The sequence below is a fragment of the Microbacterium sp. ZW T5_56 genome (genome assembly GCF_044987425.1).
Lineage (GTDB): Bacteria > Actinomycetota > Actinomycetes > Actinomycetales > Microbacteriaceae > Microbacterium.
In genome coordinates, this window is the sequence record NZ_JBJDRI010000005.1 from 120,416 (window position 1) to 140,937 (window position 20,522).

Here is a 20,522-nt window from a genome sequence, read left to right on the forward strand (position 1 = left end):
TACCCTAAACACATGGCCGACATCTTCGACGTGATCGCCGACAGCACCAGGAGAGAGATTCTCCGACTGTTGTTGGACCGATCCGACGCCCCCGCATACGACGGGACGAGCGTCTCCCAGATCGTCGCGGAGCTGGGGATCAGTCAGCCCACGGTGTCCAAGCACCTGAAGGTGCTGCGCGATGCCGGGCTCGTCACCGTCCGCGAAGAGGGCCAGCATCGCTTCTACAGCCTGGACATCACGCCGATGGAGGAGATCGAGGACTGGCTGATGCCGTTCATCGACGCCCACGACGACCAGGTGGTGGCGGCACTTTCCGACAGTGCGGTGCACGCCGCCGACTTCGTCGGACGCACCGCGGCAGCCATCACGCACGCCGTGACGTCGACGTTCCGCAAGCGCCCGTCGCGCTGAGCGACAGCCGCGGACATGGCGACGGGCGGGGAGCTCAGCTCACCCGCCCGTCACATCGGTCCCGACAACCGCGAGGCCCGCACTCGCTGCGGATTCAGTCCCGTGTCTCCGCGATCGGACCGGATCGGTGCTGTGAAGGGGGAGAACATCGCGCCCATCCGGTCATCGAGCGCTTGCGAGCCCCGATGACATCAAGTAAACGACACCGGTCTGAAACGCGGCGCAAAGCGCCCTATGCGTCTGCTGAGCGTCTGAGTTGTGATCACAGTTTTCAGCAATCACACGAGCCACAGGCGTCACGCTGGACTCGGATGTTTACATCCTTCTCAGGAAAGCCATAGGCTGTGCAGGTTCGGAAGGAGGGGTTTCGTGTCCGATTACTCTGATGTGCGCTTCCTCACGGTGGCAGAGGTCGCCGAGCTCGCGCGCGTGTCGAAGATGACCGTGTACCGCATGGTGCACGCCGGTGAGCTGCCGGCCGTTCGGTTCGGACGCTCCTACCGTGTGCCCGAGTCGGCGGTGGCCCAGCTGCTGCAGCGGCCCATCTCGGACGTCGGCTGAACGAGTCGGCTCACTGCATCCTGTAGACTGCCGCGAGGCAATTTTTCATCTGCCCGTTCCCGGGTGAACGATGTGTTCACCCAGCCCCGATCTAGTGAGGTTTCCGTGGGTTCTGTCATCAAGAAGCGCCGCAAGCGCATGGCGAAGAAGAAGCACCGCAAGCTGCTTCGCAAGACTCGCCACCAGCGCCGCAACAAGAAGTAAGCGGCAAGGCCCGGCGGGCCTGACACCGAGCGCCTGTCTCCGGACGGGCGCTTCGTGTTTCTCGCAGCCGAGATCACGGAGGACGAATGGATCAGTCAACGAAGGCGCCCCTGCGCATCCTCGTGGTGGGCGGCGTGGCTGCGGGCATGAGCTTTGCGGCGCGCGCACGTCGGCTGGATGAGAGCGCCGAGATCGTGGTGTTCGAGCGCGGCCTTCATCCGAGCTTTGCCAACTGTGGCCTGCCCTACTACGTCTCCGGCGAGATCGAGCAGCGCGATGCCCTGCTGGTGCAGACGCCGCAGTCGCTGCGCGCGGCACTGGACATCGATGTGCGCGTGGGGCACGACGTCGTCGCCGTCGACACCGTCGAGCGCACGATCACGGTCCGCTCGGCGGCGGGGGAGAGTATCGAGCGCTACGATCGCCTCATGCTGGCTCCGGGGGCAGCATCACTGCGTCCGGACATCGCCGGCATCGATGCACCGCAGGTGTCGCTGCTGCGCACGGTGGAGGACGCCGTCGCTCTGCGCGAGCGTGCGGGCACGGGACCCGTCGTCGTGATGGGCGGTGGCTATATCGGGCTCGAAGCCGCCGAGGCGTTCCGCCTCCGCGGGGATGACGTGCATGTGATCCAGCGCGGCGGGCACGTGCTCAGCCGGCTGGAGCCGGAACTGGCGAGTCTGGTCACCGGTGAGCTGCAGCGCGCGGGCGTCTCGGTCCACACGGGGGTGACCGTTTCGGAGATAGAAGACCACGGTGACCAGGCCGAGGTGGTGCTGAGCAACGGAACCCGTCTACCCGCGCGCACCGTGCTCGTGGCTGCGGGAACGCGCCCCGACACGGACTTCCTGGGTGGTGCAGTGCCGCTCACTGCGGCAGGCATCATCGCGGTGGACGGGCACGGCGCGACTGGAGTGGCCGACGTCTGGGCCGCGGGCGACGCCACCAGCGTGACCGATCCGCTCACCGGCGGCGATCTCGTCGCTGCGCTGGCAGGCCCGGCCAACCGCAACGGCCGGCTGATCGCCGACGCGATGCTCGGATCGGGTGCCGTGCGATCGCAGCCGACTCCGCTCGGAACCTCCATCGTGCGCGTGTTCGGGCAGGCCGTCGCGATGACCGGTCGCAATCGTGCGGAGCTTCTGGCAGCCGGCGTCGCGCACCACACACTGCACCTGCATGCCGGCTCTCACGCTGGCTACTTCCCGGGCTCCGAGCCGGTGCACCTCGTGATTCACTTCGCGGCGGATGACGCTCATGTCGCCACGGGCACGCTGCTCGGTGCCCAAGCGGTGGGACGCGACGGCATCGACAAGCGGATCGATGTGCTGGCGACCGCGATTCGAGCCGGGCTACATGTCGATGACCTGATCGATCTGGATCTGGCGTATGCCCCGCCCTATGGCAGTGCGAAGGACCCGATCACCATGGCCGGCCTGGTCGGCGACAACGTGCTGACCGGCACCACCGTGCTCTGGTACCCGTGGGAGTTGGAGGCTGCGCAGCGCGACACGCTGATTCTGGACGTCCGGCGCGCGGATGAGCGCGCTCGCGGTTTCCTCGCGGGATCGCTGCACGTGCCGCACACCGAGTTGCGTGATCGCATCGACGAGGTGCGGGAGGCGGCCGCTGGTCGCCTCGTGCGCATCCACTGCGCGTCGGGCGTACGCTCGTATCTCGCCCACCGCCAGCTCGTGGCGGCCGGGTTCGACTCCGCGACACTCTCCGGCGGGATGCAGACGCTCCTCGCCTTCCACGGAAAGGGCATCCTCAGCCATGAAGAGCATTGACATCACCGAACTCGAGGGCCGCGGCCTGCCGCTCATCGACGTGCGCGAGACGGACGAGTTCGCCGCCGGTCACGTTCCCGGTGCCGTCAACATCCCGATGTCGGAGATCACCGGTCGCCTGGCCGAGCTCCCGTCCGGTGCGTTCGATGTGATCTGCCAGGCCGGCGGCCGCTCGGCACGCGTGGTGGAGTACCTCGAGGCGCAGGGCCACGACGCCACGAACATCGACGGCGGTACCGGTGCGTGGATCGCGATGGGCAAGCCCGTCGAACACTGAACTGTCCACATGGTTGGGGGCGGCGAATCCCGTATGCCTGCAGCGGCATAGGATGAGGGAGTGACCACTCTCACCATCATCGGCAAGCCCGAGTGCCACCTCTGCGATGTGGCTCAGGGGGTCGTCGAGCGGGTGCTTTCGGAGCTTCCCGAAGACGTCGCTGATCGCGTCGAGGTGGTGGAGAAGTCGATTCTCGACGAACCGGCGCTCTACGAACTGTGGTGGGAGAAGATCCCGGTGGTGCTGATCGACGACTCCCTGCACGCGCACTGGCGCGTTGCGGCGGATCGACTGCAGTCCGCGCTGTTGGACGCCGACCGCGCCCGCTCCTGACACCCCTCGGAGGATCCATGACCATCCGTCACATCGTCGCCTGGCAGGTTGCCGCCGATGACGCCGCGCTGAAGGCCGAGCACGCTCGCGGCATCGCCGATCGGCTGCTGGCGCTCGAAGGTGTCATCCCCGAGATCCTGTCGATCTCCGCGGGGCCGGAGGCACTGTACGAGCAGAACTGGGACGTCGCGCTTGTCGCGGACTTCGCGGATCGCGAGGCCCTGGAGCGGTATCAGACCCACCCGGCGCATCAGGAGGTCGTCGCCTACGTTCGCAGCGTGGTCTCCGGTCGCGTCGCCGTCGACTTCGAGCTCTGACGCCGGTTCCTGAGAGCTGCTCAGGAACCGGCGCGGAACGAGTCAGGCCTCGAGCTCGACGACCTCGGCGTCGGCGGCGTTGCGGCGGACAGATTCGATGCCACCCTGGGCACCTGACTTCGAGGCGTAGCCCTGGCCGCTGGCGATCACCTCGCCGTTGGCGGCCTTGAGGCGGAAACGCCACTCGCCGGCCTTGTCCTGGTACAGCTCGAACTTTCCTGCCATGGGGAACCTCCTGGGTCGGGCACCATCCGGGATTTCGGAGGCGTGCGCTGAGGGGAACATAGCGCTGCGGACCGGCTCACAGGAAGAGCCCGCAGGTAACGTGACGGCGAAGGAAGCTACGCCTCGCCGCGCGGCCGACTCGTGACGGGACGATCCGACAGCCGCACGCCCACGGCCTCGCCGAACTCGGGGCGGATCGCGGCGTCATGCTGCACCCGCACCACCTCGCCCGCCTCCGTGCGCACCAACGTGCGGCGGATGCTTCCGAGGAACGTGCTCTCCTGGACCACGCCCTGCGCATCGCCCGATCCGGCCGGGACCAGCGCGACGTGCTCAGGACGCAGGAACACCTCCACCTCGCCGCTCGCCGGCTCCAGGAGCGGCAGCTCCCTGCCCCAGACCTGAGCACGCGCGCCGTCGGCCACTGCGGAGATCACACTGGAGAGCCCCACGAACGCGGCCGTGAAGGCGGTCGTCGGCGTGGAGTAGAGCTCCTCCGGTGTGCCGATCTGCTCGATCCGCCCGGCGTTCATCACCGCGATCCGATCCGAGACCGCCAGCGCCTCCTCCTGGTCGTGCGTTACGAACACCGTGGTGATGCCGAGGCGCAGCTGCAGCCGACGGATCTCGTCGCGCAACTGCACGCGCACCTTCGCGTCGAGGGCGGAGAGTGGCTCGTCGAGCAGGAGCACCCGGGGAGCGGTGACGAGAGCGCGGGCGAGGGCCACGCGCTGCTGCTGTCCGCCGGAGAGCTGGTGCGGGTAACGATCCGCGAACCCGCCGAGGCCGACGAGGTCCAGCGCGTCCTGCGCTCGCTGCAGCGCCTCACTGCGTGCGACCTTGCGCCGACGCAGTCCGTACGCGGTGTTCTCGCGCACGCGCAGGTGCGGGAACAGGGAGTACGCCTGGAACACCATGCCGATGTCGCGCTTGTTGACAGGGACCGCCGACACGTCGACGCCGTCCATCAGCACCGATCCACCCGATGCGTCCTCCAGACCGGCGAGCACGCGGAGTGCCGTGGTCTTGCCACAGCCCGACGGTCCGAGAAGCGACACGAACTCGCCCGGGCGGATGTGCAGGTCCAATCCGTGCAGCACGCGGGTGCTGCCGTAGTCCTTCACCACGTTCACGAGATCGACGCGGGTGCCGGTGCCGGCGTCCGCGAGCAGCAGGTTGTCGCCGGTGGGCGGGAGGGCGAGCGGGGCGTCGGTCATGACCGCACCTTTCGTGAGCGCCCGCGCGCGGCGAAGCCGAGTGCGAGCAGGAGGAGGAAACAGAACGTGAGTGCCAGCAGCGTGAAGATGGCCGAGGCGTAGGGGTCGATCTTGCCGATCACTACCAGGGCGGTCTGCAGCACCTGGCGGTTGAGGAGAGACGCGATCGTGAACTCGCCGAGCACCACCGCAATGGAGATCAGCGAGGCGGCCAGCAGCCCCGAGCGCAGGTTCGGCACGAGCACCGTGACGAACACCGTCGCCCAGTTGGCGCCGAGCGAGCGCGACGCCTCGGTGAGTGTCCGCAGGTCCACCGCGTCGATCGATGCCTGGATCGAGCGGTACGCGAACGGCAGCACCGTCACCCCATACGCGAACGCGAGCGTCCACGCGCCGGTGCCGAGCGTGCGCCCGATCTGCAGGTAGATCGGGGTGAGGCCGACGACCACGACGATGGCCGGGATCGAGATCGGCAGCAGCGCGACGAACTCGAACACCGCCTTCACCCGCGCGAACCGCAGGTTCACGAGGATCATCGTGGGTGCGAGCAGCACGATCACGATCACGACGGTGACCACCGCGAGGATCAGCGAGTTGCTGAGCCCCGCGGTGAGCGGCTTCATCACGGAGGGGTTCGCGGCGCTGAACAGGTCGATCCAGTGGTCCAGAGTCAGCGCGCCGTCGGCGTCCTGCAGCGTGTACAGCAGGGTGGACACCAGCGGGATCGCAAAGATCCCGCCCACCAGAATCCCGATGGTCCAGCGGGTGGGGAGCGCGGGGCCGATGTCTCCGGCGGTGCGGCTCATCGCTGCCACCTCGCAGCCCGTCGCTGCACGAGGGCGTACGCGCACATCACCACGCCGATCACGACGATCATCCCGAACGCGAGCACACCGGCGAGGTTCTCTCGCCCGAGCAGCGTTTCGCTGGTCAGCGCGGTGCGCATCTGCAGCGGCACGATCTGTGACCCCTGGCTTGCAAGAGCCGCGGCCGTCGCATACGACGAGAACGCGTTGGCGAACAGCAGCAGGGCACTGGCGAGGAAGGACGGCGCCAGCACGGGAACGCCGACATGCAGCCAGAATCCCGCGCGGGTGCCGCCGAGCGTGAGGTTGGCCTCCGCCCAGGACGCGCGCAGCGCGGCGACGGCGGGCATGAAGGTGATCACCATGAGCGGCACCTGGAAGTACAGATAGGTGGGGATCAGGCCGGGCAGCGCGTAGATCCAGGCGCCTTCGGCAAAGATGTCGATCCCCATCACATCGCGGAGGAATCGGGTCAGGACACCCTGGATTCCGATGGTGGAGATCATCGCGAACGCCAGCATCACGCCGCCGAACTGCGCCAGCACGCCGCAGGCCGCGTCGACCGTGGTGCGCACGAAGCCGGTGGGGGACAGGCCCAGCAGCGCGTAGCAGACGAGGGCGCCCACGATCGCGCCGACCACGGCAGTGAGCAGCGACAGCCAGGTGGAGTTCCAGAAGGTGGCAAGGATCACCGGGTCGCCGAGTGCGGCGAAGGAGGCCAGCGTGAAGGAGCCGTCCTTCGCGAACAGGCCGGAGCCGATCGCGATGATGGTGGGCACCACGAGGAACAGGGCCACATAGGCCAGGAACGGCGCGAGCCCGAGGCCAGCGAGGGACGAACGGCGAAGCCGCCGGCCCGGGGCGCGAAGCCCCGAGCCGGCGGGAACGGTGCCGTGGGAGACGGCGGTGGCGGTCACTGAACCGCAGCCGCCCACTTCTCACCGAGAAGGGTGCCGGCCGCCGTGCTCTGCTTCTCGGTCGGAACCAGCGTGTCGGCCGGTGCCTTCGGAAGCTGAGCTGCGAGGTCGGCGTCGATGGTGCCGGCCTTCGTCATGGCCTCCATGCGGACCGGACGGGCGCCACCCTTCAGCCACAGGTTCTGCGCCTCGTCGCTGTAGAGGAACTCCTGCCACAGGCGAGCAGCCGCCGGGTTCGGGGCGTCCACGTTGATGGCCTGGTTGTAGTAAGCCGCGTAGCCGTCACCGGGGAAGACCACGACCTTCCAGTCCTTGTTGTCCTTCGCGTGTGCGGCGTTCAGGTAGTCCCAGTCGAACACGACCGGAGTCTCGCCCGAGGCGACCGTCGCCGTGGTGACATCCACCTTGAGCAGGTTGCCTGCCGTGTTGAGCTTCGAGAAGAAGTCGATGCCCGCGCTGTAGTCGTCGAGGGATCCGCCGTTCTGGACGGTGGCCAGGCCCACGGCGCTGAAAGCGGCACCCGCCTGCGTCGGGTCGCCGTTGAGGGCGACCGCACCCTTGTACTCGCTCTTCAGGAGGTCGGTGATCGCCGCCGGGGCCGGGAACTTCTTCGAGTCGTAGCCCACCGACATGTACCCGCCGTAGTCGCCGACGAACAGGCCCGTCGACTCCTTCAGCGCGTCGGGGATTTCATCCCAGGTCTGCACCTTGTAGGCGGCGAACTGGTCGGTGTTCTGCAGCGCGACGGTGAGGCCGAGGTCGAACACGTCGGGAGCGGTGTCGAGACCCTGGTTGGTCTTGGCGGCCGTGATCTCCTCGGCGGAGGAGACATCGGGCGACTGCTCGTTGATGGTGATCTCGGGGTACTTCGCGGTGAACGCGTCAAGGATCTCGCCGTAGTTGGCCCAGTCACGCGGCAGGGCGATGACGTTGAGGTTGCCCTCCTTCTTCGCGGCAGCCTCCAGGTCGGCCAGGGTGCCGAAGTCGCTGAGGCTGGTGGCGGTGGCGGCGTCGACCGACGACGATCCGGAGTCGGTGGCGCCGGCGGTGCCCGCTGCATCAGCGGTCCCGGAGCACGCCGACAGGGTGAGCGCGGCGATTCCGGCGACCGCGACGCCCACGGCGAGGCGGCGGAACGGACGAATGGTTCGGGTCATTGCTGTGTCCTCTCGAGGCCCGGCCGGCGGCAGGGCCTCGATGACGTTATGCATCGAGCATGGCGGCCAATCGTCCGCCGGGTGAACGACGGATGATCCGCGGGTTTCCGAGCGGGGACGGGCGTGACGGCCCCGCATCGCCTACGGTGGAAGCACCATGTCGCCACGCACCACCGCCACCGCAGAGACGGTCGATCGCATCCGCCCGAGCATCGCCGATCTCGTGCTCGCTCTCGTGTTCCTGCTGCTCGGCTGGGGTGGTGCCGTCCTGCTGATGGACTACACGAGCCTGCCGACCCCGGCGAACGCGAGCGGTACGCGGCGCCTGGTAGCGCTCGCCACCATGGTCCTGCCGTTCGCGCTGCCGCTGGTCTTCTTCCTGATCGGCCTGCTGCGTCGACGTCAGCGCGGAAATGGGGCGGTCTGGCTCACGATCCTGGGCATCCTGCTGGGCATCCTCGCGGGTGTTGTCGGGCACCTCGCGGGCCTGGGGCTGTCGCTGCTCGGCTGACACCCTCGCACAGCATCCGTCCAGCCGCTCGCCAGGTGGCCCTCAGTAAGATCGAAGGGTGCCCGCAACCCGTCTCCACCTGGTGCGCCACGGGGAGGTTTTCAACCCCGAGCGCGTGCTCTACGGTCGTCTCCTGGGGTATCGGCTGAGCCAGGCTGGTCGCGCCATGGCGGCCCAGGCGGCTGACTACATCGCTGGTCTCGACCGGCCGGTTGGAGCGCTGGTCTGCTCTCCGCTGCAGCGCACGAAGGAGTCGGCGCAACCGTTCACCGCGCGCTTCGGTCTCGCACCGGTCGTGGATGATCGGGTCATCGAGCCGACCAATGCCTTCGAGGGCAAGCGGATGCGACTCGCGGTGCTCAATCCGCTCAACTGGCGCTACCTCATGCGTCCGTCCATCCCGAGCTGGGGCGAGCCGTTCACGTCGATCGCCGCCCGCATGCGCGCGGCGATGGACGACCTCTGGGACGAGACCGACGACGCGGACGCGGTCATCGTGTCACACCAGGCACCCATCTGGATCACGCACCTCTCCGTCGCGGGCGAGAAGCTCGCGCACAACCCGAGCACGCGTCGTTGCGCGCTCTCCTCCGTCACGTCGTTCGAACGACATGGCGGCGTGTGGACCGAAGTCGGCTACGCCGAGCCGGCATCCACAGGATCCGCTGTCGATGTAGGAGCAGTATGACCAGGCGTCGCTTGTTCGCCACTGCCGCTGCCGCGCTCGCGGCTGTGGCTCTCACCGTCTCGCTCTCGGCCTGCGCGTCAACCGACGCCGCCACCCAGGCCTTCCGCGACGGCCAGAACGCCGGCTACATCGGTGGTGACGGGCGCTGGTCCGAGATTCCCGAGGCCGATCGCGGTGAGCCGGTCGACTTCGCCGGAGTCACGCAGGACGGCGACGAGATCTCCAGCGAAGATCTGCGCGGCGACGTCGTGGTGATCAACTTCTGGTACGCCGCGTGTGGTCCGTGCCGTGTCGAGGCTCCCGACCTGGAGAAGATCTACCAGGACCACAAGGACTCCGGCGTCAGCTTCATCGGTATCAACACCGCTGACCAGGCTGACACCGCGAAGTCCTTCATGAAGACCTATGGCGTCACGTACCCGAGCATCATCGATGCCGGCGACGGCGCCGCCAAGATCGCCTTCGCGCAGACGGTTCCGCTGCAGGCCTCCCCGAACACGGTCGTGCTCGACAAGGAGGGCCGCGTCGCCGCCACCATCATCGGCGCGATCGACGGCCCGTCCGTGCTGAACACCTTCGTCACCGAACTCTCCGACGAATCGTGACCGGCCCACTGTCGGCCGGGGAGGTCTCGTGAACGGGCTCGTCGCGAGTGGTGCGCTCTGGGCGGCACTGCCCGTGGCCCTGCTCGCCGGTCTGATCTCCTTCCTGTCGCCGTGCGTGCTGCCGCTGGTTCCGGGCTATCTCGGCTTCCTCGGCGGCACGATGTCGCGTGGCACGGAAGCCGGCACCGTCTCGCGTCGCCGGCTGCTGCTGGGGGTGCTGCTGTTCATCCTCGGCTTCACGGCGGTGTTCGTCGTCGTGATCGTCCTTGGCGGCTTCTTCGGCGGCGTCTTCCTGCAGTACCAGGACCTCATCACGCGCATCCTCGGCGTGGTCGTGATCCTCATGGGACTGGTGTTCATCGGTCAGGTGTCGTTCCTGCAGCGCACGGTGAAGATGGACGTCTCTGGAAAGACGGGTCTCATCGGAGCGCCGCTGCTGGGGATCGCCCTCGGCGTCGGCTGGACTCCCTGCATGGGCCCGACCCTCGCCACGATCATCTCGGTGGCCTGGGGACTCGGCGATCCCGGACGGGCGGCGATTCTCGGCATCGCCTACTCGCTGGGCCTCGGGATCCCGTTCATTCTGCTGGCGCTCGGACTCGGCTGGGCCTCCAAGTCCGTGGCGTTCATCCGCAAGCACATCCGCGTCGTCAACGTCATCGGCGGCGTGCTCCTCATCATCGTCGGCCTTCTCATGGTCCTGGGCGTCTGGACGATGCTCATGACCCGTCTTGGATCAGTGATGTCCAGTGTCATCCTCCCCCTCTGACTCTCGCCCGAGTGGCAAGCCTCGGATCGCGAAGGCCTCCGCGGCCGACGCCACCGATCCGCTTCGCCCATCGGACTACATCGACAGCCCTTCCGGCGCAGATCGCGAGGACATCAACGCGCCGGCGCTCGGCCTGATCGGCTGGATCCGCTGGGCGTGGCGGCTGCTGACCAGCATGCGCACCGCGCTCGTCCTGCTGCTGATCCTCGCGATCGCGGCCGTGCCCGGGTCGATCTTCCCGCAGCGCAGCGCCGACCCCAACGGTGTCGTGGCGTGGAAGACCAACAACCCCGACATGTTCCCGGTGGCGGACTGGTTCCAGCTGTTCGACGTCTACACGTCGGTGTGGTTCTCGGCGATCTACCTCCTGCTGTTCGTGTCGCTGGTCGGCTGCATCATCCCGCGCATCAAGCACCACGCGAAGGCGCTGCGTTCGCGCCCGCCGCGCACTCCGGCGCGCTTGTCGCGTCTCGCTGATCACCGCGCGGACGTGTTCGAGGTGCCGGGCGACGCTGCAGCAGAGGCCGAGCACGCCGTGCAGGTGGCCGCAGCCCAGCTGCGTTCCGCCGGCTATCGCGTGGAGCGCTTCGACGGACGCGGCGCGTTCTCGGTGTCCGCCGAGCGCGGGTACTGGCGCGAGACCGGGAACCTGGTGTTCCACATCTCGCTCGTGGGTGTGCTGATCTCCGTCGGGATGGGTGGGGGGTTCTCCTACACCGGGCAGACGGTGATCGTGGAAGGAACCACCTTCGTCAACCAGCTCGTGGACTACTCGTCGATGAACAAGGGCCGCTTCGTCGGCGATGACGCCCTGGTGCCATACGGAATGACGCTCGACTCGTTCGATGTGACCTATCAGCTGCCCGACAGCAACTCTCCGGGCCAGGCCGGTGACTTCGCGGCCAACCTCACCATCACCGCGCCCGGCGACGGTCACAAGGAGAAGAAGACGGTTCGTGTGAACCACCCGCTCGACCTCTGGGGCGATCGGGTGTTCCTGCTCGGCAACGGCTACGCGCCGCACATCACGGTGCGTAATGCCGACGGCGAGGCGATCTTCAGCCAGGCGGTGCCCTTCGTGCCGCAGGAGAACAGCACGATGATGTCCGGCGGTGTGGTGAAGATTACCGACGGACTTCCGGAGCAGGTGGGCCTGCAGGGATTCTTCTATCCCACGGTCGGCGAGCTCGATACCGGTGCGCTCACGTCGGTCTATCCCGACTTGATCATGCCGACGCTGTCCCTGAACGTCTACGCCGGAGACCTCGGCATCAACGACGGCACCCCGGTGAACGTCTACACGCTGGACGTCTCCAGCATGCGCAACATTGCCGGACCCAAGGCGGACTTCCCGGCCCTCATCATGAAGCCGGGCGAGACCGTCGACCTTCCGAACAACTGGGGCACGGTCACGTTCGACAACCTGGATCCGAAGGCGCAGCTGTCGCCCGCCGCGGATCACAGCACGGAGTATGAGCATTCCGTCCCGCGCTACGTCTCACTGCAGATGCATCACGACCCCACGTCCATCTTCGTGTTGATCTTCGCCGTGCTCGCGCTGCTCGGACTCCTGCTCGCCCTGTTCATCCCGCGTCGGCGTGTGTGGGTGAGGGCCACCCCGAAGGGGGCGCACGTCACCCTCGAGTACGCGGGCCTGGCGCGCGGTGAGGATCCCCAGCTCGCCGCGGCCGTGGAGGCTATCGCGGACAAACATCAGGCGGCGCTCGCCGAATCCCCCCAGCCGTCGTCCGATTCCGGTCAGAAAGTAGACTGAGCCCATGTCCGCGTCCGATTTCGAGCAGTTCTCCCTTCTGTCGATCTGGACAGCGATCGCGCTCTACGCGCTCGCCCTCCTCATCTACGCCTTCGACATCGCTCGTCGCGCCCAGCAGGCGGCGGACCGTGTCGACGCCGCCGTGACCGTGCGCGAGCGGGTGCTGGTGGGCGCCGACGGCAGCAACCCCGTCACCGGCGGCGGGGCGAGCATCCCGGCTGCCGTGGGGTCGGGGGGCAGGCGCAACCTGTATGCGCGCATCGCCACCAGTGTCATGTGGCTCGGTCTCGTGTTGCACTTCGCGGGCATCGTCCTGCGCGGCCTCGCGATCGGTCACGTGCCGTGGTCGAACCTGTACGAGTTCGCCATGACCGGCACCTTCCTGGTGTCGCTGGTGTACCTGGTCGTGCTGTTCTTCTACGACCTGCGCTACCTCGGATCGTTCATCTCCCTCATCGTGGTGCTGTTCCTGGCGGGTGCGACCCTCAGCTTCTACGTGAAGGTGGTGCCGCTGGCTGACCCGTTGAAGTCGGTGTGGCTCGTCATCCACGTGTTCGTCGCGACCCTCGCGTGCGCCTTCTTCGCGCTGGCCTGTGGGCTCTCGATCCTGCAGCTGATGCAGTCGCGTCGTGCCGCGAAGTTCGCTGCAGGGGCTGCGCCGGTGAAGCGTTCGTTCCTCGACACGATCCCGGACGCCACGCGTCTGGAGGGTCTCGCGTACCGCTTCACGATCGTCGGCTTCATCCTCTGGACCTTCACGCTGATCGCCGGATCCATCTGGGCCAACGACGCGTGGGGTCGCTACTGGGGCTTCGACACCAAGGAAGTCTGGACCTTCGTGATCTGGGTGCTGTACGCCGGCTACATCCACGCGCGCGCCACGCGCGGCTGGCGCGGCTCGCGCTCCGCGTGGCTGTCGATCGTCGGCTTCACCGCGGTGCTGTTCAACTTCACCATCGTGAACGTGTTCTTCAAGGGTCTGCACGCCTACTCCGGCCTCAGTTGAGTTCCGGTGCAGGAGAACCCCGCGCAAGCGGGGTTTTCCTGTTTCTGCGGCGGGGCGGCGGTGCGGTGGGGCGTGGGTCGTGCGGCGGTTGATGAGCGTGCCAGTGGCGGTGCGAGCTCGTCACACTGTCGCCAGTGGAGGACATTGTCGCCAAACGAGGGGATTTCAGCCGAAGTGATCCTCGTTTGGCGGCATCGTCCTCGATTCGCGACGGCCCGGAGTCATGTCAGACCGGCGTCCGCCTCCCTCTCGCTTCCTGTTTCCAATTTCCTATAGGATGCTGGTGCGGGGAAGGCCCGCTCCAGCGGAGGAGATCGCAATGACGCGCTTGTTCAATGACCCGGATGATTTCGCGGCCGATTCGGCGGCGGGGTTCGTGGCGGCCTCGGGTCGGTGGGTGCGCGGCGTCACCGGGGGAGTGGTGCGCTCCACGCGCGGTGCTGAGCCCACGGTGTCCGTCGTCATCGGCGGAGGCAGCGGCCACTACCCGGCGTTCGCCGGACTCGTCGGACCGGGGCTCGCACACGGCGCGGTGATGGGCAATCTGTTCGCCTCTCCGTCGGCCCACCAGGTTCACTCCGTCGCCACCGCGGCGCACGAGGGGCGCGGCGTCCTGCTGAGCTACGGCAACTATGCGGGCGATGTGCTGCACTTCGGCCAGGCCCAAGAACGTCTCCGCGCGGCTGGCATCGACTGTCGTACCGTCACCGTCACCGACGACATCTCCAGCGCGCCGATCGCGGAGCGCGAGAAGCGTCGCGGCATCGCCGGCGACCTCGTGGTCTTCAAGATCGCCGGTGCTGCCGCCGAGGAGGGTCAGGATCTCGACAACGTCGAGCGCGTCGCCGCGCTGGCCAACGAGCGCACGCGATCGCTGGGGGTCGCCTTCAGTGGCTGCACCCTGCCCGGCGCCGACGAGCCGCTGTTCACGGTGCCAGAGGGGCGGATGGCCGTCGGTCTCGGCATCCACGGCGAGCCCGGAATCGACGAGGTCGACATCCCCACCGCCGAAGGACTCGCGGAGCTCTTCGTCTCCTCCCTCCTCGCCGAAGTGTCCGACGACATCGACCTCACCACCGCGCGCGTGGTGCCGATCCTCAATGGACTCGGCAGCGTCAAGTACGAGGAGCTCTACGTGGTCTACGCGACCGTGGATCGCCTGCTCACCGAAGCCGGCGTCACGGTCGTCTCCCCGGAGGTCGGCGAGTTCTGCACCAGCTTCGACATGGCGGGCGCCTCCCTCACGCTGCTGTGGCTGGACGACGAGCTCGAGCGGCTGTGGCTCGCGGCCTGTGACACCCCCGCCTTCCGACGCGGTGCGGTCGAGGGTCGTGTCGCCGTCGAAGCTGTCGAGCAGGCCGCCGAGGACATCGTGATCCCGCCGGCGACGGAAGAATCCCGTCGCGCTGCGGTGACCATCGCGGCCGCCCTCGCCGCCGTCGCGGACATGTTGGACGCCGAGGCCGACGAGCTGGGTCGGATCGATCGCATCGCGGGGGACGGCGACCACGGCATCGGCATGCAGCGCGGCAGCCGCGCTGCGGCGACGACCGCGGCTGAGGTGCTGTCGCGCGGCGCCGGCGCGCGCACGGTGCTGCACCACGCCGGAGATTCCTGGGCCGACATCGGTGGCGGAACGTCGGGGGCGATCTGGGGCGAGATGCTCGTCGCTCTGGGTGAGTCGCTCGGCGACGATGCCGCAGTCGGAGCCGCCGAGGTGGGAGCGGGCGTCGGTCGGATGAAGGACGCGGTGATGTCGTTCGGCAAGGCAACGGTCGGTGACAAGACCATGATCGACGCGATCGTGCCGTTCGCCGACGCTCTCGCCGAGCACCTCACGGCGGGCGCGGGGCTCACCGAAGCGTGGGAGAGTGCCGCGGACACCGCCTCCGCTGCGGCCGAGGCCACCGCCCAGCTCACCGCGCGACTCGGCCGTGCCCGTGCCCACGGCGACAAGAGCCTCGGCACCCCCGACCCCGGCGCGATCTCCTTCGCCCTCATCACTCACACCGTGCTCGACATCCTTCAGAAAGAGAACTGACATGGCACTTCGACTCGTCATCGGATCCGACGACGCCGGCTTCGACTACAAGGAGCGCATCAAGGCGGACCTGCTGAACAACCCCCTCGTGTCGGAGGTGGTGGACGTGGGCGTGGACGCCGACGGTCACACCAACTACCCGACCATTGCGACCACGGCGGCCGAGCGCGTCGCGGCGGGCGAAGCGGATCGAGCGATCCTGCTCTGCGGCACCGGCCTCGGCGTCGCCATCGCGGCGAACAAGGTGGCCGGCATCCGCGCCGTCACCGCGCACGACTCCTTCTCGGTCGAGCGTTCCGTGCTCTCCAACGACGCCCAGGTGCTGTGCATGGGGCAGCGCGTGATCGGCATCGAACTGGCCCGCCGCCTTGCCGCGGAGTGGCTGACCTACACCTTCGATCCGCAGAGCGCTTCCGCGGACAAGGTGCGAGAGATCTGCGCGTACGAGGAACGCTGAATCGCGATGCTCATCGGCGCGAGCTTGAAGATGTACTTCTCCCACGCGCGAACGATCTCGTGGGTGTCGGAGGTCGCCGCGATCGTCGCCGCGCACCCGGCCCGAGGCGCCGTGACGGCATTCGTGATCCCGCAGTACCCGTCCATCCCCGGCGCTCTCGATCGGGCGGGTGATCTCCTTGTGGGCGCTCAGGACGTCGCGACCGAGGACTCCGGCGCGTTCACGGGTGAGGTCTCTGCCGCGGTGCTTGCGGAGCTCGGATGCCGGTTCGTCGAGGTGGGCCACGCGGAGCGTCGACGGATGTTCGGAGACACCGACGCCGTTGTCGCGGCGAAGACCCACGCTGCGATCCGGAACGGCCTGGTGCCCATCGTGTGTGTCGGGGAAGCTGAGCGGGTCGACGCCGACACCGCAGCCAGCGCCTGCATCGAGCAGATCCGCTCCGCCCTCGCTGCCGCCGACGATGCGGGGGTGCGTGGGGAGTTCGTCATCGCGTATGAGCCGCTCTGGGCGATCGGCGCACCGGCCCCGGCAGCCGACGACCACATCCGCGGCGTCTGCACGCGACTGCGTGCCCACCTGCGCGCGGCGGAACGCCCCGCGCGGGTGATCTACGGGGGCAGCGCCGGACCCGGACTCCTCACCCGCATCGCCGACAGTGTGGACGGACTGTTCCTCGGCCGATTCGCGCACGAACCGGGCGCAGTTCGTGACATCCTCGATGAAGTGGGCGCTCTTACGGCATGATCGCGCTCGGCTCTGGGAGGTACGGATGGTGTCAGCAGGCGACGGTGGTCTGCGCGGACTGGACTCGACGATCGAACGTCGAGGCCTGCGCGACCACGTGTACGACCGCATCCTGCGCCTGCTGCTGAGCGGGGAGGCGGCGCCGGGTGCGCGCCTGTCCATCGACACGATCGCCCGCCAGCTCGATGTCTCACCCACCCCGGTGCGTGAGGCGATGGTGCAGCTGGAGCGCACCGGCCTGGTCACCCGTGAGGCGCTGAAGGGCTATCGGGTCGCCCCACCTCTGGGTGTCGCTCAGCTGCGTGAACTCTTCGATGCGCGCATCATGTTGGAGTCCCGCGCGGCCCGCCTCGCCACGCCTGCCACTCCCGCGATGCTGGACGAGCTGCGGGCGGCGGAGGAGACGCACCGTCGGATCGGAGAGCAGGTGATCACCGCGTTGCGCGCCGGCGACACCGATGTGGAGCTCACCACGTCCTACTTCGCCGCCGACGCCGCCTTCCACCGCGTGGTCTTCGATCACTGCGGCAACCGCTACCTCAGCGACATGTCCGAGTCTCTCGGTGCGCAGCTGCACCGCATGCGTCAGTCCGTGCTGCACGGTGTGACCGACGTCCGCGAGGCGATCGCCGAGCACGAGGCCATCGCCGACGCCTTCGCGGGGAACGACCCCGATGCGCCTGAACGCCTCATGCAGCACCACATCGAACAGGTGCGGGCTCGCTCCCTCGATCTCGAGCAGGTCTGATTCGTCGATGACAACAAGCGCACGGTCTCATCCGAGACCGTGCGCTTGTCGCATGGAAGTCAGGGGTTGACCCGTGACCTATTTCCTATAGGATCTACGAAGAGCCGATACCGGTTCGCCATCACGTCAACGGAGTCGTCATGACCGCAACGTCGCACCCCCTCACCAGCGAGAACTGGCCCATCGCCGTCTGCATGCACGGATTCGCTCCCGTCGCCGCCGACGGCACGCGCCTGCACGATGCGTCGGCCGAGACCTGGGACGGCGTCTTCCGCCAGATCGAGCGTCTGGGCTTCACCGCCGTCGAGATCGCCGACAGCCACATCCGCCCGTCGGAGCTGGACCCCGCACGTCGAACCGAGCTGAAGCAGATCGCCACCTCGCACGGCGTGGAGCTGATCTCGGTGCACGTGCAGCGCCAGAGCGTTATCGAGCCGGGCAAGGGGGAGCAGAACCTCGCCTACGCGCACCGGGCCATCGACGCCGCTGCAGAGCTCGGCATGAGCGTCTTCTCCACCGGTCTGCACCAGCCGTTCAGCGAGGCGCAGCGTCGGGCACTGTGGTTCTGGACCGCGCAGGGTCCGGTCGACCCGGATGACGCGGAAACGCGCGCGCTGGCCGTGCGACGCCTCCGCGAGCTGGGCGAGCACGCGGCATCCGTCGGCCTGCCGATGGCGCTGGAGATGTACGAGGACACCTATCTCGGCACCGCAGACAGCGCCGTGCGCCTGATCGAGGAGATCGGCCTGGACAACGTGGGCCTCAACCCCGACATCGGAAACCTGGTGCGCCTGCACCGTCCTATCGAGGACTGGCGAGAGATGCACGAGAAGACTCTCCCGTACGCCAACTACTGGCACGTGAAGAACTACATCCGCGATGAGGCGGCCGACGGCAGCTGGCAGACCGCGGTGCCCACCAGCATGGAGCTGGGCCTCATCAACTACCGCGCGATGGTGGCGCGGGCCGTGGAGATCGGCTTCCGCGGACCGTTCCTCATGGAGCAGTACGGCGGCGACAGCCTCGGAGTCTGCGCCGCCAACCGCGACTACCTGCGAACGCTTCTGCCCGACGCGGCAGACGCCTGATCCGTTGATCCACAAGGAGAATGACATGACCGAAGAGCGTCCCGTCTACGCGGTGATCGGCAGCGGCTACATGGGCGGTGGCATCGCTCAGATGCTCGCCCTCTCGGGTGCCGATGTGCGTATCGCCGACGTCGACATCGAGATCGCGCGCACCAACCGCGACCGTCTCATCGCCGAGGCGGAGCAGTTCACCGCCGACGGCCTGTTCCCGGAGAACGCCGCCACGCTGATCGCGGAGCGCGTCGTCGCGGCCACCATCGAGGAGGCCGTCGTCGGCGCCAGCTTCATCGAGGAAGCCGTGCCGGAGAAGATCGAGATCAAGCACGCGACGCTGCGTCGGATCTCCGAGGCGGCCGCGCCTGACGCGATCATCGGCAGCAACACGTCCACGATTCTCATCGGTCGCCTGGCCGAGGCCGTCAGCAACCCGGAGCGCTTTCTGGGCGTTCACTTCTCCAACCCGGCTCCTTTCATCCCGGGTGTGGAGCTCATCCCGCACGCCGGCACGGATGAGTCCGTGCTGCCCGTGGTCGAGGCGATCGTCGCCGCCACCGGCAAGGAGACGGCACGCGTGAAGGACGCCACTGGCTTCGTCCTGAACCGTCTGCAGTATGCGCTGTTCCACGAGGCCACCCAGCTGGTCGAAGAGGGCGTGGCGACGCCGGAGGACATCGACACGATCGTTCGCACCACCTTCGGCTTCCGCCTGCCGTTCTTCGGCCCGTTCGCGATCGCCGACATGGCCGGTCTCGACGTGTACGCGTTCTGCTACGCCTCGCTGCAGACCGAGTTCCCCGAGCGCTTCGCGACCCCGCCGATCCTCGATGCCCTGGTTTCAGCCGGCAAGCTCGGCACCAAGTCGGGTGCCGGCTTCCTCGACGTGCCCGCGGATCGCACGCCCGAGCTCGTGGCGTACCGCAACAAGGCCTATGTCGCGATGAAGAAGCTCATCGACGAACTCGGTCCCGCCCCCATCCAGCCCGCGCAGAACTGAAGGCAGCATCATGGCCACTCCCTTTCCCGCTGAGCGCACCGTCATCCTGACGGGCGCCGCCAGCCCCCGCGGCATCGGCCGCGCCACCGCGTTCTACCTCGCCGAGCGCGGGTGGAACGTCGGCATCATCGACGTCGACGCAGACGCCGCAGCGCGAACCGCCGCTGAGGTCGCCGAAGCTCACGGTGTTCGCGCCGCGGGTGTCGGCGCTAACGTGGCCGACCGCGAGCAGGCCGTCGCCGCCGTCGACGCGCTGGAGGCCGAGCTGCCGCAGACCGTCGCGCTGGTGAACTTCGCCGGCGTCTCGTCGCCTGTCCCGTATCTGGAGGTCACTCCCGAGGAGTGGCACCGCGTGCAGTCGATCAACCTCGAAGGTGTGCACTGGGTCACCCAGCGCGTCGCGCGCACCCTGGCCGAGAACGGTGTCGGTCGTCTGGTCGGCATCTCGTCGGTGTCGGCGCAGCGCGGTGGCGGCACGTTCTCCAAGACGCCGTACTCGGCATCGAAGGCGGGCGTCATCGGCCTGATGCGATCCATCGCCCGCGAGCTCGGACCGCTGGGCGTGACGGCCAACGTGATCTCGCCCGGACCGATCGACACCGACATCATGGGCGGCACCCTGACCGACGAGCGCAAGACAGCGATGGCCGCAGACGGCGTGCTGCCGCGCATCGGCACGCCGACCGACATCGCCGCCGCGGTCGCCTATCTCATCAGCGAGGACGCCGGATTCGTGACGGGCCAGACCCTGAACGTCGACGGTGGCCTGTACATGCACTGAGGCGCGCACATGTCTCGGCGCTGGTCCACCAGCCGTATCGCCTTCCTGGTGGTCGGGGTGATCTGCGTGGCCGTCGGCCTCGTCATGATCCTCCC

The 20,522-nt window shown here is 67.9% G+C and carries 25 protein-coding genes; 20 read left to right on the forward strand and 5 right to left on the reverse strand.

The genetic code is table 11. From position 1 onward, the window contains the following. The first annotated feature begins 12 nt into the window (after positions 1-12). The 7 genes from ACI3KU_RS03985 to ACI3KU_RS04015 all read left to right on the forward strand — a co-directional run bounded on the left by ACI3KU_RS03985 (position 13) and on the right by ACI3KU_RS04015 (position 3,896). Positions 13-414, forward strand: a complete 402-nt coding sequence (locus tag ACI3KU_RS03985; RefSeq protein ID WP_404920990.1) for an ArsR/SmtB family transcription factor — start codon at positions 13-15, stop codon at positions 412-414. Between the two features lie 369 nt (positions 415-783). Further along, positions 784-975: a helix-turn-helix domain-containing protein gene (locus ACI3KU_RS03990; protein WP_231091616.1), complete on the forward strand. Its 192-nt coding sequence runs from the start codon at positions 784-786 to the stop codon at positions 973-975. Between the two features lie 105 nt (positions 976-1,080). Next, positions 1,081-1,179: a 30S ribosomal protein bS22 gene (locus ACI3KU_RS03995; protein WP_003792170.1), complete on the forward strand. Its 99-nt coding sequence runs from the start codon at positions 1,081-1,083 to the stop codon at positions 1,177-1,179. 86 nt (positions 1,180-1,265) lie between these two features. Beyond that, positions 1,266-2,969: an FAD-dependent oxidoreductase gene (locus ACI3KU_RS04000; RefSeq protein ID WP_404920991.1), complete on the forward strand. Its 1,704-nt coding sequence runs from the start codon at positions 1,266-1,268 to the stop codon at positions 2,967-2,969. Beyond that, positions 2,956-3,246, forward strand: coding sequence for a rhodanese-like domain-containing protein (locus ACI3KU_RS04005; RefSeq protein WP_404920992.1), 291 nt, complete (start codon positions 2,956-2,958; stop codon positions 3,244-3,246). The genes ACI3KU_RS04000 and ACI3KU_RS04005 overlap by 14 nt, the downstream gene beginning before the upstream one ends. Positions 3,247-3,306: 60 nt before the next feature. Then, a complete protein-coding gene (locus ACI3KU_RS04010) occupies positions 3,307-3,579 on the forward strand; it encodes a glutaredoxin family protein (RefSeq protein ID WP_404920993.1) in 273 nt (90 codons plus the stop codon). Between the two features lie 17 nt (positions 3,580-3,596). Next, the gene (locus ACI3KU_RS04015; RefSeq protein ID WP_404920994.1) at positions 3,597-3,896 is read left to right on the forward strand and encodes a Dabb family protein; all 300 of its coding nucleotides are present in this window, start codon (positions 3,597-3,599) and stop codon (positions 3,894-3,896) included. Positions 3,897-3,938: 42 nt separating this feature from the next. On the opposite strand, the gene ACI3KU_RS04020 is transcribed toward ACI3KU_RS04015, so the two are convergent. The 5 genes from ACI3KU_RS04020 to ACI3KU_RS04040 all read right to left on the reverse strand — a co-directional run bounded on the left by ACI3KU_RS04020 (position 3,939) and on the right by ACI3KU_RS04040 (position 8,218). Further along, positions 3,939-4,121 carry a YegP family protein gene (locus ACI3KU_RS04020; protein WP_404920995.1) on the reverse strand — a complete coding sequence of 61 codons (183 nt, stop codon included), beginning with the start codon at positions 4,119-4,121 and terminating at the stop codon, positions 3,939-3,941. Positions 4,122-4,237: 116 nt separating this feature from the next. Beyond that, complete coding sequence (locus tag ACI3KU_RS04025) at positions 4,238-5,338, reverse strand: ABC transporter ATP-binding protein (protein ID WP_404920996.1); 1,101 nt, start codon at positions 5,336-5,338, stop codon at positions 4,238-4,240. After that, positions 5,335-6,144 (reverse strand): ABC transporter permease, encoded by an 810-nt coding sequence (locus ACI3KU_RS04030; RefSeq protein ID WP_404920997.1) that lies wholly within the window; start codon positions 6,142-6,144, stop codon positions 5,335-5,337. The genes ACI3KU_RS04025 and ACI3KU_RS04030 overlap by 4 nt, the downstream gene beginning before the upstream one ends. Further along, positions 6,141-7,061 carry an ABC transporter permease gene (locus ACI3KU_RS04035; RefSeq protein ID WP_404920998.1) on the reverse strand — a complete coding sequence of 307 codons (921 nt, stop codon included), beginning with the start codon at positions 7,059-7,061 and terminating at the stop codon, positions 6,141-6,143. Before ACI3KU_RS04035 ends, ACI3KU_RS04030 begins: the two co-directional genes overlap by 4 nt. Then, positions 7,058-8,218: an ABC transporter substrate-binding protein gene (locus tag ACI3KU_RS04040; RefSeq protein WP_404920999.1), complete on the reverse strand. Its 1,161-nt coding sequence runs from the start codon at positions 8,216-8,218 to the stop codon at positions 7,058-7,060. Before ACI3KU_RS04040 ends, ACI3KU_RS04035 begins: the two co-directional genes overlap by 4 nt. 157 nt (positions 8,219-8,375) lie before the next feature. On the opposite strand from ACI3KU_RS04040, the gene ACI3KU_RS04045 reads away from it, so the two are divergent. The 13 genes from ACI3KU_RS04045 (at position 8,376) to ACI3KU_RS04105 (ending at position 20,427) form a co-directional block, all read left to right on the forward strand. After that, a complete protein-coding gene (locus ACI3KU_RS04045; protein ID WP_404921000.1) occupies positions 8,376-8,729 on the forward strand; it encodes a hypothetical protein in 354 nt (117 codons plus the stop codon). 58 nt (positions 8,730-8,787) lie between these two features. After that, a complete protein-coding gene (locus tag ACI3KU_RS04050) occupies positions 8,788-9,417 on the forward strand; it encodes a histidine phosphatase family protein (protein ID WP_404921001.1) in 630 nt (209 codons plus the stop codon). Continuing rightward, a complete protein-coding gene (locus tag ACI3KU_RS04055) occupies positions 9,414-10,022 on the forward strand; it encodes a TlpA disulfide reductase family protein (RefSeq protein ID WP_404921002.1) in 609 nt (202 codons plus the stop codon). Before ACI3KU_RS04050 ends, ACI3KU_RS04055 begins: the two co-directional genes overlap by 4 nt. A gap of 28 nt (positions 10,023-10,050) precedes the next feature. Beyond that, positions 10,051-10,791: a cytochrome c biogenesis CcdA family protein gene (locus tag ACI3KU_RS04060; protein ID WP_404921003.1), complete on the forward strand. Its 741-nt coding sequence runs from the start codon at positions 10,051-10,053 to the stop codon at positions 10,789-10,791. Beyond that, a complete protein-coding gene (locus ACI3KU_RS04065; protein ID WP_404921004.1) occupies positions 10,772-12,565 on the forward strand; it encodes a cytochrome c biogenesis protein ResB in 1,794 nt (597 codons plus the stop codon). Before ACI3KU_RS04060 ends, ACI3KU_RS04065 begins: the two co-directional genes overlap by 20 nt. 4 nt (positions 12,566-12,569) lie before the next feature. Further along, entirely contained in the window at positions 12,570-13,571 is a 1,002-nt protein-coding gene (ccsB, locus tag ACI3KU_RS04070) for a c-type cytochrome biogenesis protein CcsB (protein ID WP_404921005.1), read from the forward strand. A 319-nt stretch (positions 13,572-13,890) separates the two neighbouring features. Beyond that, entirely contained in the window at positions 13,891-15,612 is a 1,722-nt protein-coding gene (locus tag ACI3KU_RS04075) for a dihydroxyacetone kinase family protein (RefSeq protein WP_404921006.1), read from the forward strand. 1 nt (position 15,613) lies between these two features. Continuing rightward, positions 15,614-16,069: a ribose-5-phosphate isomerase gene (locus tag ACI3KU_RS04080; protein WP_404921008.1), complete on the forward strand. Its 456-nt coding sequence runs from the start codon at positions 15,614-15,616 to the stop codon at positions 16,067-16,069. 6 nt (positions 16,070-16,075) lie between these two features. Then, complete coding sequence (locus ACI3KU_RS04085; protein WP_404921009.1) at positions 16,076-16,816, forward strand: triose-phosphate isomerase family protein; 741 nt, start codon at positions 16,076-16,078, stop codon at positions 16,814-16,816. A 25-nt stretch (positions 16,817-16,841) separates the two neighbouring features. Continuing rightward, positions 16,842-17,564, forward strand: coding sequence for a GntR family transcriptional regulator (locus ACI3KU_RS04090; protein ID WP_404921010.1), 723 nt, complete (start codon positions 16,842-16,844; stop codon positions 17,562-17,564). Positions 17,565-17,704: 140 nt separating this feature from the next. Further along, positions 17,705-18,652: a sugar phosphate isomerase/epimerase family protein gene (locus ACI3KU_RS04095; RefSeq protein WP_404921011.1), complete on the forward strand. Its 948-nt coding sequence runs from the start codon at positions 17,705-17,707 to the stop codon at positions 18,650-18,652. A 25-nt stretch (positions 18,653-18,677) separates the two neighbouring features. Beyond that, positions 18,678-19,646: a 3-hydroxyacyl-CoA dehydrogenase family protein gene (locus ACI3KU_RS04100; RefSeq protein WP_404921012.1), complete on the forward strand. Its 969-nt coding sequence runs from the start codon at positions 18,678-18,680 to the stop codon at positions 19,644-19,646. Between the two features lie 10 nt (positions 19,647-19,656). Next, the gene (locus ACI3KU_RS04105; protein WP_404921013.1) at positions 19,657-20,427 is read left to right on the forward strand and encodes an SDR family NAD(P)-dependent oxidoreductase; all 771 of its coding nucleotides are present in this window, start codon (positions 19,657-19,659) and stop codon (positions 20,425-20,427) included. The last annotated feature ends 95 nt before the right edge of the window (positions 20,428-20,522 follow it).